The organism is Novipirellula sp., from assembly GCF_041583735.1.
GTDB lineage: Bacteria > Planctomycetota > Planctomycetia > Pirellulales > Pirellulaceae > Novipirellula.
In genome coordinates this window covers 1-13,310 of the sequence record NZ_JBFHFD010000204.1, presented here as the reverse complement: position 1 = coordinate 13,310, position 13,310 = coordinate 1, and the positions used below count along the sequence as shown (strand labels likewise).

12 protein-coding genes are annotated in these 13,310 nt (G+C 55.3%); 6 read left to right on the top strand and 6 right to left on the bottom strand.

All coding sequences use genetic code 11. The features are described from left to right. Positions 1–516 (top strand): CDP-diacylglycerol--glycerol-3-phosphate 3-phosphatidyltransferase (pgsA, locus tag ABX962_RS16320; protein WP_372721115.1); only part of this gene is annotated, 516 nt, incomplete at its 5' end. Between the two features lie 12 nt (positions 517–528). Beyond that, positions 529–1,455 (top strand): lysostaphin resistance A-like protein, encoded by a 927-nt coding sequence (locus ABX962_RS16315; protein ID WP_372721114.1) that lies wholly within the window; start codon positions 529–531, stop codon positions 1,453–1,455. 347 nt (positions 1,456–1,802) lie between these two features. Here ABX962_RS16315 and ABX962_RS16310 read toward each other — a convergent pair whose 3' ends face one another. From ABX962_RS16310 to ABX962_RS16295, 4 genes are all read right to left on the bottom strand, one after another. Beyond that, positions 1,803–2,741, bottom strand: coding sequence for a DUF1559 domain-containing protein (locus ABX962_RS16310; protein ID WP_372721113.1), 939 nt, complete (start codon positions 2,739–2,741; stop codon positions 1,803–1,805). A 31-nt stretch (positions 2,742–2,772) separates the two neighbouring features. Then, on the bottom strand, positions 2,773–3,288 hold the full coding sequence (locus tag ABX962_RS16305) for a hypothetical protein (RefSeq protein WP_372721112.1): 516 nt from the start codon (positions 3,286–3,288) through the stop codon (positions 2,773–2,775). Between the two features lie 199 nt (positions 3,289–3,487). Then, positions 3,488–4,096: a lysophospholipid acyltransferase family protein gene (locus ABX962_RS16300; RefSeq protein WP_339943739.1), complete on the bottom strand. Its 609-nt coding sequence runs from the start codon at positions 4,094–4,096 to the stop codon at positions 3,488–3,490. Between the two features lie 103 nt (positions 4,097–4,199). Then, complete coding sequence (locus ABX962_RS16295; protein ID WP_372721111.1) at positions 4,200–5,525, bottom strand: class I SAM-dependent methyltransferase; 1,326 nt, start codon at positions 5,523–5,525, stop codon at positions 4,200–4,202. A 526-nt stretch (positions 5,526–6,051) separates the two neighbouring features. Here ABX962_RS16295 and ABX962_RS16290 point away from each other — a divergent pair. Next, positions 6,052–7,950, top strand: coding sequence for a protein kinase (locus ABX962_RS16290; RefSeq protein WP_372721110.1), 1,899 nt, complete (start codon positions 6,052–6,054; stop codon positions 7,948–7,950). A gap of 360 nt (positions 7,951–8,310) precedes the next feature. Then, on the top strand, positions 8,311–8,790 hold the full coding sequence (locus ABX962_RS16285; RefSeq protein WP_372721109.1) for a hypothetical protein: 480 nt from the start codon (positions 8,311–8,313) through the stop codon (positions 8,788–8,790). A gap of 523 nt (positions 8,791–9,313) precedes the next feature. On the opposite strand, the gene ABX962_RS16280 is transcribed toward ABX962_RS16285, so the two are convergent. Further along, positions 9,314–10,471 (bottom strand): hypothetical protein, encoded by a 1,158-nt coding sequence (locus tag ABX962_RS16280; protein WP_372721108.1) that lies wholly within the window; start codon positions 10,469–10,471, stop codon positions 9,314–9,316. A gap of 320 nt (positions 10,472–10,791) precedes the next feature. Between ABX962_RS16280 and ABX962_RS16275 the strand changes: the two genes are divergently transcribed. Continuing rightward, positions 10,792–11,604: an EcsC family protein gene (locus ABX962_RS16275; RefSeq protein WP_372721107.1), complete on the top strand. Its 813-nt coding sequence runs from the start codon at positions 10,792–10,794 to the stop codon at positions 11,602–11,604. Positions 11,605–11,644: 40 nt separating this feature from the next. Here the strand turns inward: ABX962_RS16275 and ABX962_RS16270 are convergent, their stop codons facing one another. Then, positions 11,645–11,911, bottom strand: a complete 267-nt coding sequence (locus tag ABX962_RS16270) for a hypothetical protein (RefSeq protein WP_372721106.1) — start codon at positions 11,909–11,911, stop codon at positions 11,645–11,647. Between the two features lie 347 nt (positions 11,912–12,258). Between ABX962_RS16270 and ABX962_RS16265 the strand changes: the two genes are divergently transcribed. Then, positions 12,259–13,086 carry an MBL fold metallo-hydrolase gene (locus ABX962_RS16265; protein ID WP_372721105.1) on the top strand — a complete coding sequence of 276 codons (828 nt, stop codon included), beginning with the start codon at positions 12,259–12,261 and terminating at the stop codon, positions 13,084–13,086. Positions 13,087–13,310: the final 224 nt, after the last annotated feature.

The window sequence follows — 13,310 nt, the reverse complement described above, 5'->3', positions numbered from 1 at the left end:
TTGGCGATTGCCGTCGTGGTGTTGATTCCGATGGGCTATTTTGCCTCGGCGATGATCGTGTTTCTGATCGCCGCTTCGACCGATTGGATGGATGGCGATTGGGCGCGAAAATACGGGCAAGTCACCAAGCTTGGGCGTATCTTCGATCCGTTCGTGGACAAGATCATCATCTGTGGATCTTTCATCGCGTTGGTCGAACAAGCGGGATCGGGGATCGCATCGTGGATGGCCACGGTGGTGGTTGGCCGCGAGTTGCTGGTGACCAGTTTGCGAGGGATCATCGAAGGGGGCGGTGGCGATTTTTCAGCGAGCTGGCTGGGCAAATGGAAGATGGTGTTACAGTGTGCGGCGATCGTCGCATCCCTGTTGTGCTTGATGAGCACGCCGGTGGCCGCTTGGTTGTTGATCACGGCGACAATCCTAATTTGGGCTTCGATCGCGTTGACCGTCTATTCAGGTTACGACTACACGATGGCAGCGGCACGCGTCATGCGTGGTGAGCAGGACGCCTCGTAACGGAACCACGACATGCAATTTGTTGACGCGGTGTTTGCCAGTACGATCTTAATGATCGTCATAGGGTGCCTCTTTTTCTGGGGCCAGACGCTGCAGCGTGTGTGGCGGACCGGGCGACCATGGACCGACGCCATCTTGCCGGTGGAGGTTCGTGATCGACCATTCTGGACCGTCGCCGATGCGATGTTGATGTTTGGGTTGAGCTTGGTGTTGACGTTGTTGACGGCCAAGCTTTTTGTCGCGATGGGCCAAATTCGTCCGACCACGGAAGGGGCGCCTCCCAGTGCCGATCTGCTGCTAGCCGGATTGTCGGCCCAATCGGTGGGCGGTTTGATCGCATTCACCGGCACCCTTGGGTTTTTGCGGCTGATTCGTTCTGACGCAGCCGAGCGACTAGGGTTGATTTGGAAATCCCGCGATATCGTGGTCGGGCTGAAAGCGTCGTTGATGCTGATTCCTCCGACGCTATTAATTGCCCACTTTGCGTCGCTGCTGGTGGAGTACAAGCATCCCGTGCTCGACGTGATGAAACAGCAGCCGACGCCGGTGTTTTTCATCGTGTTATTTGTGGGGACCGCGCTCGTCGCCCCGTGGGTCGAAGAATTCTTGTTCCGCGTGCTGTTGCAAGGTGGTTTGCAGGCGTTTGCTGATCGGCCGGTTGAGACCGATACTCAAGAGGATCCGCTCGAAGAAGATGCCGTAGAGCTTTGGAGGCCCAAGAGTATGTGGCCTGTGTTTGTGACCAGTTTGATTTTTGCACTGATGCACGGTAATCAAGGCGCTGCGGCGATTCCGTTGTTCTTTTTTTCAGCCGGCCTTGGTTTCCTGTATCGTCAAACCGGACGCATCACACCTTCGTTGGTCGTGCACATTGTGTTAAATGGTTTCACGATGAGCGTCGAGATCCTGCGTTTGTGGTTCACGCAGACGCCCGGCTAAAACATCGTCGTTGATCGCTCCGCGATCTTACGTGTTTTCTATTGGCCGAGGGCTCATGCTTATCGGCGAGCGCAATTCACCGGTAACAACTTTCTTCGTCGTAGCTACCTTCGCCAGAAGGTGGTGAATCGTATCTGCACGCGACCATCCCACGCTCTGGCGAGCGTAGCTACAAAACGGGTGGCTCTTATAGCGGTACGGCGCGAGCCGCCCGGTAAAAGCCGCCCGGTAAAAGTCGCCCGGTAAAAGTCGAACGTGTAACTCGCTGCGACCAGACGGTTTGCGCCGCGAACGCTAATGATCACGGCGTTTGCGCGAGAGTCCCGCAACGAGGAGACGACACGACGCTACCACTCCGATGCGATCACTTCGTGGCCGTTGCGGGTCGATAGATCCAAATAGGTGTTGTAGTTCATACTGTAGGTGGCGAAGCGGACGCTGCCGTCGGCGAATGTCAGATAACACCCTCCGTCATGCCGGCTCCAGTAGTGTTGTAGGTGCAGGTAGTATTCGTTGCGGTTGTGGTTGCCCAACAGCAACCCCATCTTGGCGGAAATGTAGTGTTCGCATTCGTTTCCGCCACAGATAGGCCAGCCCCAACCCAGGTCGTCGGGCATCGTCCGCTCGCCAAACAGAATCGTGGTACTTGATCCATCCAGGATGTCGCGAAACCGCTTTTGGCTTTCGTTATAGAACATGCCGTTGCCGTCGCTGAAACCGACGCCACTTGGAATGCCGCCGCATGCTTGGTAGGTATTGTTGATGTCGTCATCCAAGCTGCCGGCGTTGCCCAGGTAATTGATTGGGTTCAAGACGCCACAGTCGCCCGAAAGCGGCAGTGGGCCAAGCGGACCGCTCAGCAGCGATCTGCCTGAACTTGGGTCGCTCGGACACATCAGCATCGCGATTGGTTTGGAGGATGGGTCGTTGCCGCCGCGAGCTTGCAGGTCCTTAATGTGGTCGCCGCAGTGAGCTTGGGTGAAATCGATTGATTCGTAACCCGCCGATTGCTCCATGAACGGCAAGACTTGCGAGACCATTCCCCACGAGTAACCGTTGGGGCCCGAGACAATGCTTCCGGAGGGGAATGTGTTGAACGCGGAATGGTAATTGTGCAGCGACAGCGCGAATTGTTTCGAGTTGTTGGAACAACTCATCCGTCGCGCCGCGGCGCGTGCCGCTTGCACCGCCGGTAACAGCAAACCGACCAAGATCCCAATGATCGCGATCACGACCAGCAGTTCGACGAGTGTAAACGCGTTTTGACGAGTTCGAAAAACGGTCATAACAGTTTCGTAAAGTTGAGTTCTGTGCCGACTAGTCTAGCGTCGATAGGGCAAAGTTCTTGACGCTCTGGTCGGTTTGCGGCACGACAAATTCGAGCTCCCACGTGCGTTTGCCGCCCGTAGCGGAAGCCGATTCTCTTTTTTGCCAAGCCGATGGTGATTTCGCTCCCGTTCGTCGTTTGGGATCAACCGTCACGGCCTCTGCGGTCGCTTCGGGGGCCTCTGTGCGAGTCGGGCTGTTGTGAGTGCTAGCAACTGCGGCCGGCGAATCCAGGCTGATCACGACCTTGTGTGCTCCAGTATACGGCCCATTGGATTGGGTAAAGCGGTATTCCGCGTCGACAATCAGAGACGTTGCGGCGGGGCCAGAAGTTCCTCGGGCAGGCAGAAAGCTGATCGATCCCGCAGGTGCTGGGGCGCCGTCGATCGTGATTCGCCCCCGTACGGCCTTTCGCGATGGTGATTCGCTGGAGCCACAGCCCGTGGTCAAAATGACGGCAATGGCGATAGGGCAGAGAAGCGTCCTGTGCGTAAACCGAGGATTCAACAAGGCGAGTCTCGCAGCTTTGCGGAAGGGGAAGCGACCTGTGTGCCTAGCGATCGGCCGTGCCCCAAAGGGAACGATGCTGCATTGTGCGGCTGTCGCATTTCGCAGTTGCTGCATTGTACACCGGTCGGGTGCATCGATCATCGATCGGACTGGTCAATATGGTGCAAAGCAGCCCGAAGCAGAGGGGGGGGCGACGCTACAAGTCCTTTAATCGGCGCACTGCTTCGCGTGCGCGTTTGAGGAACTCGGTTTTCGGTTCACCGGCTTCGAGAAAGATTGGCGGGCCGATCGTAATGCAGCTCAACAGCGGGACTGGCAGAAATTCACCGCGAGGCAGGATTCGGTTGACGTTATCGATGTAGACGGGCACAAGTTCCAGGTCGGGCCGTTTCTTGCCCATGTAGTACAGGCCACTTTTGAAGGTGCCCATTTCATCGTCGCTCGAGGAGCGGCCGCCCTCGGGGAACACGATCAACGAATAGACGTCACCCATTTGGCGAAGCATCGAATCGATTGGGCTCTGATGGACCTTGATCTCTTTGCGGTCGATCAGCATCGCGTTGAACGCTTTGGCCATGTGCGGTTTGACCCAGCCGCCGGACCAGTAATCTTTGGCTGCCACCGGCCGTGTGACCGCTCGTACTTCGCGCGGCAGAGCGGACCATAACACGACCGCGTCGAGATGGCTGGTGTGGTTAGCGAAATAGATGCGTTGGCAGGTGTCCGGTTGGCAGTCGACCCACCGCACCGTGAAACCACTGAACATCTTCGCTAACAGAACGATTACATGACTGGTGATTGCCATGGCAAGAAGTTTACTTGCCCAACCCGCAAACGCCCAGCGGTCAAGCGGTATTAAGCTGAGGTGCCGCAAGAACGATCTCAGGCGTCACACGCTCGGTTGGGGGCTAAGCGGCACGGTACAGGTGATCGCGTGTGGGCGGCATACCCGAAAGTCCCTTGCTGGCTCGTTTGGTCCCGACGACTTGGTACAGTTTGATCGATCCGTTGGTGAAACCACCCGAGGCGCCAGCCAGGTAGGCAACCCATAACCGGTAGCGTTCAGCGCCAACCAGTTCGATCGCTTTTTCCTTGTTCGCCGATAGGTTTTGACACCAGAATTTGGTGGTCAGTGCGTAATGTTCGCGCCACGATTCGACATCGTGAACTTCGAAGCCACTGTTTTCCATAAAGTCCGTCGTCATACCAACGGGAGTCAGTTCGGACCCAGGAAAAATGTATTTGAGCAAAAATTTCCGCTCCGGGCGGATTTTACGCGCCGAACGTGCCGTCGGCTTTGCCCGCCGAGCGATTGCATGGTTCAGCATGATGCCACGGTCGTGAAGCATCGAGTTGATTTTGGCAAAGTACCGCGGGTAATTTGCGATGCCGATATGTTCGGACATGCCAATGCTGCTGATCTTGTCGTAGGTGCCAGTGTGATCGGCATAGTCACAGATCTCGACGCTGACTTGGTCGGTCAGTCCGAGTTGTTCGATTTTCGCTTTGGTATACGCGTATTGTTCATTGGACAACGTGATGCCATGCGACTTGGCCCCATAGTGTTTTGCTGCGTGGCAAATCAGACCACCCCAACCGCATCCGATGTCCAACATCTTGTCGCCGGGTTGCAGTCGCAGTTTTCGGCAGATCATATCCAGTTTGTCATGCTGAGCTTGATCCAGCGAGTTGTTCCAATCGCGGAAATAGCCGCAGGTGTATTGCATTTCCTTGCCGAGAAACAGTTTGTAAAACTCGTTCCCCACGTCGTAGTGAAATTGAATGTAGTCGCTGTTTTTGCGTTTGGCTTCGTTGCGACCCACCATGTCATCGCTGAACCCTTGCTGCAAATCACTGACTTTGCTCTTGGCAAAAATGAAAGGCAATGTGCGTTTAACCACCATCGCCTTGCTGATCTTTTTCAAGTGTTGACGGTTCGCGCGAGTCGTCTTCAGGGCAGCCGAGAACTCGATCAAATCCCCCCCTTCGAACTCGATATGTCCGGTGGCATACAAACGGACGAGGGTTTCAAGGGTGGGCCATCGCAGTAGCGTGCCAATCACCCCGGGCCCTGAGATCGCAATACAAAGATCGCTGTCGACGTGTTGCCCTAGCGGCACTACGTCACCATTCCATAGCCGGACCGAGACGTTCATGTCCAACGGTTCGGCCACCTCGTGGAGAATTTGTTTGATCGATTGGATTTGTGTTTCCGCCGAAAAGGGAAGTCCCATCCTTGAATTCTCCGATTGAGGTCGTGGGTTGCAAACGCGTTGTTGACAGGATTGTCTTGGCGACTTTTAGCATGCTTCGCGGAAACGAGTTAGAGCAATCGAGAATGGACGCAGTCCGGAGATCACGCCCGCGTCGCGGGTGAACTATTTCCTGGTTTTCCTAGACCTCGTAAATTTCCAGTATTGGGCTGCCAGTGTTGGGCAGGGGGGATCTGTTTATTGACGTGACGGCATGCGTCCACGGTGTAGGAATCCCCATTTTTTGCGGTTTCTCTCCCGCTAAAGGTGATCATGCGAAGCTAGCGGCGGATTGACCACCTTTGGGGGGTGAGGTATCTTGGGGTTGGCGGGGCGACAAAAGCCATGCGGTCCAATGGCGAACGCTTTACTCGCTGCAACCGGGCGACCCCTCGACACACCGCTACAAAAGTATAGGAACGATTTTTATCGCCAACGCGTTTGGTATACGTTCGCGTTTGGATCTCATCATTATTATTCGATGGAGTGCGAAGGCTCCTTGTTGCAAATGACTAAGAGTGATTCGGTATCCTTAGACGTTTGCATTCTGCTGCTTGGCGTTGGCTTTTCGACGATTGAATTGCTGGGCGTTTATCCTTATGGATTTTATGCCCCGATTGTGCTGACGGTGGCGATCGCCTCGAGGCGATCGACGCTCATTTTTGGGATCGCGATTTCGATCGCATTGGTGGCCATCGGGTCGGCGCTGCTGATGCGAGGATTCGAGCCGCAGTTTTCGGGGCCCTCGTATCTCGCGCTCGCCTGCGTCGTGGTGCTGTTTCTGTTTCGCAGTTGGGATCTTGCTCGACCTGCGGAGCAGCGGGAACGCATCGGAGGAGAGCGTGAAGTGAGCGATCGGGGGACAAACGACCTCGAGCGTCCCTACCGAAATGTGGCCGTCAAAATCGGGTCGTCCAAGGCGGATCACGAGCGGATCGTGGCCGATCCGTCGACGAATGGCGACGTGGCAAAAAGCACTGTTCCCAAACACCGCGTCGTTGAAGATCCCTCGCTAACCAAAGTGATTTCCAAGTCGTTGTTAGAGCGTATCGTGATCGAGCGACTGCGGTGTAGCGAACGATTTTCGCGATCTCAGTTGACCTTGATCGAAACCGAAATCGCCGCGGCGATGGTACATGAATCGCAAATGGATTGGTCGATCAACGGTCTGCCTCGCGGATCCGAGGTCGGCGAATACATCATCGACGGCTTGTTAAGCGAAGGGGGAGCGGGGCAGGTCTACCGAGCCACTCCTCTCAGCGGAGGTGACTTTGTGGCGGTCAAAGTGCTTCGCGACATTCACCTCAGCGAGCGGTTTCGACGTGAGATGGAATTGGTCGGCAAGCTTGCCCATCCTAATATCGTGGTCGCATACGAAGTCGGCGAGCACGATGGGATGCTGTATATCGTGATGGAGCAGTTGGCCGGTCCTGATCTCAGCGTTTACGTTCGCGTAAACGGACCTTTAACCTGGCAAGCATCGGTTGAGGTGATATTACAAGCAGCTCGGGCGCTCGAACATGCGCATCAACGAGGCCTTGTCCATCGCGATGTCAAACCGGGGAATCTAGTACGCGACGGCGAGCAGCGGATCAAGGTGACCGACCTTGGGTTGGCGGTGTTGACTGCGGATCGCGATGTGAAAAAAATCCAAGATTTCAAAACCGGAATCGAGATGGTCGCAGGCACGCTGGACTTCATGGCGCCCGAACAGGCGCGTTCGCTGTCGGCTGCCACCGCGTTATCCGATATCTATAGTCTCGGAGCGACGTGGTTTTATCTATTGACCGGACGATCGCGTGTTCAGGGGGAATCGATGAACGAGAAGTTGACGAGCTTGTTGGTCGACAAAACGTTCGAAACGCTGCCGATCGACGACTTGCCCGACGGGTTGCCGGCCATTTTTGAACGAACGGTGGCGTATCGACCAGAGGACCGGTACCAATCGATGTCCGAAGTGATTGCGGCACTCGAGTCGGTGCGTCCGTCCGACGCCACTGCCACTGCGAATCATGCGGTCAAAGTCTTGGTGGTCGAGGACAATCAAGACGATTTGTTTCTGACCGTGGAAATGCTGCGGCGGATGAACAAGTCGATTATCGTTCACAAGGCATTTACGCTTGAACATGCGATTCGAGAAAGTCGGTTGCACGAATCGCTCGACCTCGTTCTGTTGGATCTGCAGCTGCCCGATAGCAGTGGGGTGGAAACGGTCCGGGAATTCCGGGCTGCCGCCCCTGTCATTCCGATTGTCGTTTTGACAGGGCAAGAGGATATTCAAGTGGGACGCGAATGCATCGAAGCGGGAGCGGATAACTTTGCTTCGAAAAATGACCTGAACGCAGCGTTTTTAGAGCGGTTGATCTTTATCACTCTCAGCCGCTGTGATCGACACGAATTGCCGTAGTGAAAAGACGCGTTTTGCGTCGCGACGCTGCAGCTGAATTGTCGAAGTCGGTTCGATCCGCTATCGTTGCGTTCAGCACCGCAACCGGACCGTCGTACCAAACGCAGTGGGATTCGCAGAAGCGGCAACGTGCCGAACGTAACCAAATTGTTGGGGCGTCAGCGATCTGCCATCGATTTTAGTAGCGGAGCGGGGCGAGCCGCCCATTTGCAACGGATGCAACGTTCGAATTTGACCGGGCGGCTTACGCCGCTCCGCTACAAAAAACGCATGCGAGTGGCGGCCGCTCACTGCAATCTCTGCCGACTGCAGGGCCCGCGTTGATCGAGTGTTCCGCTAGTTGATCGATAGGAAATTGCCATGTTTGGAAAATGGGTTGAAATTGAGTTTGATTGTTTGCCACTTCGCACCGTCACGCGGATCGATGCGCCGCTGGACGCCTCGCCGGTCTACGAACAATTCGTACTGCGAGTAAAGGACGCGTTGCAGCGGCACGGGGCCCACAACACTTATTACTTGCATCGTGGCATCTGCCGTTACCATTTGACCAACGATCCGCTGATCGGGATGCTCGAATTTGCCTTCGAGGGTACGGTGATGACCGGCGAGAAGGATGTGAAGACGAAAGCACTCGAGATCAGCACCGAACTGAAACGCGAAACCTGTGAATGGTTAACCGAGCCGATGGTCACCAGTTTCGCCGAAAGTGTCCAGCAGGCGTTGATGGTCGAGTTCGACCGCTATATTGCAGCGGGTGATCTGCAGAAAACCGAAGAACGGATCAAAGCGATCCAAGAACAAAATGAATCCGATGGCGGATTCATTGGGATGTACTTGTAGGTCACGGGGAAATCAAATCAATCACTGTCGCCCCACCCCGCCCGTAGCGGATTTTGATGATCGGTTGATCCGCCACGCATAACCGAACATTCACATCGAAAAAGTCACAACCCGACGCGTCAGTTTTGAAGTTGCGCGGTTAGACGTTCTTCGGGCCAAAGGCCCAACAATTTGCCTAGCCTGGCCCAACGGGCCAGGTTTTCGATGCAAAGAAACCTAAGGGCTAAAGGCTCGGCCATTTGCCAGCCGCTCTATATAAATCCGAGTAAACGGCCGGACCGTTGGCCCTACAATTCATTGTTTTTCTTAGTCCCAGCCCGTTGGGCTGGGCTAGGTAAACGTCCGGGGCTTTGCCCCTAAATACAATAGCGCAACTCCAAAACGCTTTAGCGAGGGAATTTTTATCTTGGCACGGTCCCTCGCTGACGCGTCGGATTAGGATTTGCCAGGAAAAACGACGATAGGGCAGTCCTTAAAAATCACGCGTCAGGTTGGGGTGATACTCGCGATGCGGCGACGTGAATCAAGACGCGGCGACGTGCGAGACGGCCGCGTAGCCGATCACATCGTTGTGTTTTCGGCAGTATTCGAGAATCGGCGAGTAAACGGATTTGTCGTCGCTGCGGCCCGCGATCTCCAATAACAGCGGCACGATGCGCTGCGACGGGACTGCGTCGGGAACCAGACTGACGGCCGCCTCAATCGCTTCGGCTTGTCGTCCCAATCGATCCAACAGTTCGACGTAGGTTTCGATCGCGGCGGTACCGTGTACAGTTGGATCGACGCTCTTGGCTTTTCGCTCGAACACCTTTAATCCCGCTTCGACATTCTCACCGAGCAAGACTTGGTAATAGGCCGAGTAGGCGGGGTAGAAATCGACAAACGGCTCTTCGCCGGGGTACTGGAATTGGTGATCCAAACGGCGGCCATATTGTGCCAATTCCCAAGCCTTTCGCAATTGACTTGGCTCGGTCAGCACGGCAGCGATGCGAACGGTCGACGCAAGGTGCGTTGTGTCTAGATGATAGCCGCCTTCGTTGAGGATCCACTTTCGTTTTTCGATCATCTCGAAAAGTGTCTCGGACTCATCCGCCGGAGCCTCGCGTCGGGCGATGTCGCCGCGAACCAAGACCACCAATTCGTGATACAGATGGTCCAATAGGCATGCTGCGGCGGCACGTCGGTCGGCCTTGCTTCGCTGCTGCAGGGCTTGTTCAAACAGCGTGATGCTATTGCACGTTCCTTGATGATCAATGACCGCTTGATAGCCACGCGCGATGTCCACGCCCTCGTGCAGCAGGACTTGAATCATCGCATCGTAGTTTTCGTCCGTGACCGGAATATCGGACATCAATTTGCGAGCCAAATCCAGATCGCCGGTGGGACGCAAGTACATCCATCCCTCGGCCACCTTGCCGTCTTCGATCAACATCACACCCGCTTCACGGCAGGCATCGAGTAGACCGGTTTCCAGCTGTCGCTCGACTTCTTCGGGGTTCGATTTTTCCGATTCACTGCTCAGCACTGGCAAGCCCAAACGGTGGCGAACCCGCATTTTGAGCGCTTCGAACAACTCCATCGGTTGTCGCTTTTCGCGAAAATAGGCCACCATTTGCTCAATCATTTCGCCCGGGTTGGCGCGTTGTTCGTCGAGACGGTTAAAGATTTCAGAGGAGGTCATAAGGCTTGGTTGGGGCGGTGCGGATGTCATGCGGCCGGAGGAGGGATAACAGACGTTGGTCCCCGGATTCGTGCCGCATCTTAACGAATTCCTCGCCATTACGGCAGCCACTGAGGCTCGTTCGCGAACCGCGACGCAGGGAAAGCGGCCGCCGTGGGCGGATTCGCCGATCGGCGACCGCATTTGGGTGCCTTGGTTGTGACTCAAGTCATGCTTTGACAAAGGTTTACGATGACGCACTAGCCGCCGGCAAGGGGATGCTTCATATTGAAGTTGCATTCATTTTGTATTTTGCGGGCTCACCCTTTAAGGCGAATTTGATGATACGAACCCACGACGACTCTGACCGTCCGTTGCCGGAGGATGTGATTGCCGAGCTTCGGGAAGCCAAGGAAACGCTCGAACATCACGGGCTTGCCGACCGCTTGACCGAATTGGTGGGAACCCCGATCACCGCTTCGATCAAAATGTTGCCCGGTGTGGCGGAGGATGCGATTCACGGGGCGATCGACAAATCGCTCGCTGCGGCGATGGATGTGGCACTTCGCACGCTCGGCCACGATACCAAAGAAGGCAAACCAAAGCTGCTAACGCACAAGTTGTTAGCGGGAATTTCGGGGGCCGCGGGCGGGGCATTTGGGATGACCACCGTCGCGATCGAGTTGCCGGTGTCGACCGTCTTGATCTTGCGGAGCATCGCGGACATCGCTCGCAGCCAAGGCGAAGATTTGACCGACGTGCGCACTCGCTTGGCCTGCTTGGAAGTGTTTGCCATCGATGGCGGCGCGTCGGACGTCGATGATAAAACCGAAGTCGGCTACTTTGCAGTCCGCGCGGCGATGTCGAAACAGGTGGCCGATGCATCCAAATACGTGTTGAAGTTTGGCGTCTCGGATACCGCTGCTCCGCCACTCGTGAAATTGATGGGGATGATCGCCAAGCGTTTCGGAGTCGTCGTCAGCGAAAAAATCGCAGCACAAGCGATTCCGGTGATTGGTGCGGTTGGCGGCGCGCTAATCAACAGCTATTTCATCGACCATTATCAAGACCTCGCCCGTGCCCACTTTACCATTCGTCGACTCGAACGGGATTATGGCGAGTCCGCGATCCAGGCAGCTTATCTAAGCTTGTAAGATTTCCGATCTCTGGTGCATCCGCTACTACGTGTCAGCATTATTCGTCTTCGGGGTCGCCGACATCGACCTTGGACCAATCGACTGGGTGATGTTCGATTTCGGAAAGGACCACACGAGCTTGTTTCAAGTCTTCGTGCCGGACCAGGACATCGACGTGGCCTGGAGTCTCGGTGCGAAAGCCCGCGGTAAAGCCGCCTGTCGCCGTCGCTTTGATGTTCTGAGATTCCAACGCCGCAATGATCACCGCCGCTTCGACGTCATCCGCCACGCTTGTGAGCACTTCAGGATTTTGGTGATCAGTCATCGAAGCAACTCCAAGGAGAGGGGAGGATGTATCCGAACGTTCGCGAAGTGGCCCCTTCGTCCGGAAAACGACTCTGCCAAGCCACCCTTAAATTGTATCAGAGCAGGGGTGACGCTGCCAAAGAACCGCAATTGTGATGTCTTTGCAACCGGCAAATAGCGGTAGAACCGTGAAGCATTTTGTTGGGGAGCTCGGCAAGAGCTTCGGGGGGACTCGTCACGGAGCGAAAGTCACGCACGACTTCCGCTACGGCGACCCAATAAAACAATTTGCAGTGAAAAATGCTTCACCGCGTTATGGATAACCGGGGGACTGGAACTCGGACAGTGCCACGTTAGAATGCCGGCATGGAAGTCATCACATTGCAATCGGGAAGCAACGGAAATTGCGTCTACGTCGAAGCTGACGGAGTCCAATTGCTATTTGATGCGGGACTTAGCGGGACGCAGGCCGAAAAACGACTCGCCGCCCACGGCAAAAATATTCGCGACATCGACGCGTTGATCATCTCGCACGAACACAGTGATCATGTGCGTTGTATGGGAGTTTTTCAGCGAAAATTTGGTCTGCCGATTCATGTGTCGAAGCCGACGATGCAGGCGACGCAAAAGAAAGCGAAGATCGGCCGCGTCGATGATCTGCATCATTTTGATTCGGGCAGCACGCTTGGATTCGGCAACGTTCGCGTCGAAACGCTTTGCACGCCGCATGACGCTTGTGACAGTGTTGCCTTTGTCGTTGACGATGGCTCGAGCCGCTTGGGAATCTTGACCGATATCGGTCATGTCGATTGCGATTTGGATGACGTTGTGGGAACGTTGGACGCCGTGATTCTGGAAAGTAACTATGACCCCGCCATGTTGCACAACGGCCCCTACCCCGAGCAGCTAAAGAACCGTATTCGCGGTTCCCGCGGCCATTTGTCCAACGAAGAATGTGCGGATCTGTTGAACCGCAAAGCAAGTTCGCGTTTGCAATGGGCATGTCTCGGTCACTTGTCCGAGCACAACAACCGTCCTGAACTGGTTTTGCAAACGCATCGCAAAATGATCACGCGCGACTTGCAATTGCATGTCGCCGATCGCTATGACGCGGGTGCGGTCATGAGCGTCGCAGTGACTCGGACTCAACAGACGTTTTGGGAAACCTCGGCAAATCCGCTGAAGCCGCGATAAAGATTTTATGCGTTAAGCAGGTAGGCAGGAATCATTGGGTGAAAACCCGTTAGCCGTTTGGGCCAACGCTGTGAAGTATTTTCTGGTAGCTACCTTCGCCAGAAGGTGGTGATACGTATTGGACGGCAACCATCCACGCTCTGGCGAGTCCTCATTCCGCTTCGCGGCACCCTAAATAATGAAAACGGCGGTTAGTGTATAATTTACGATGGCTGACGTGTGAG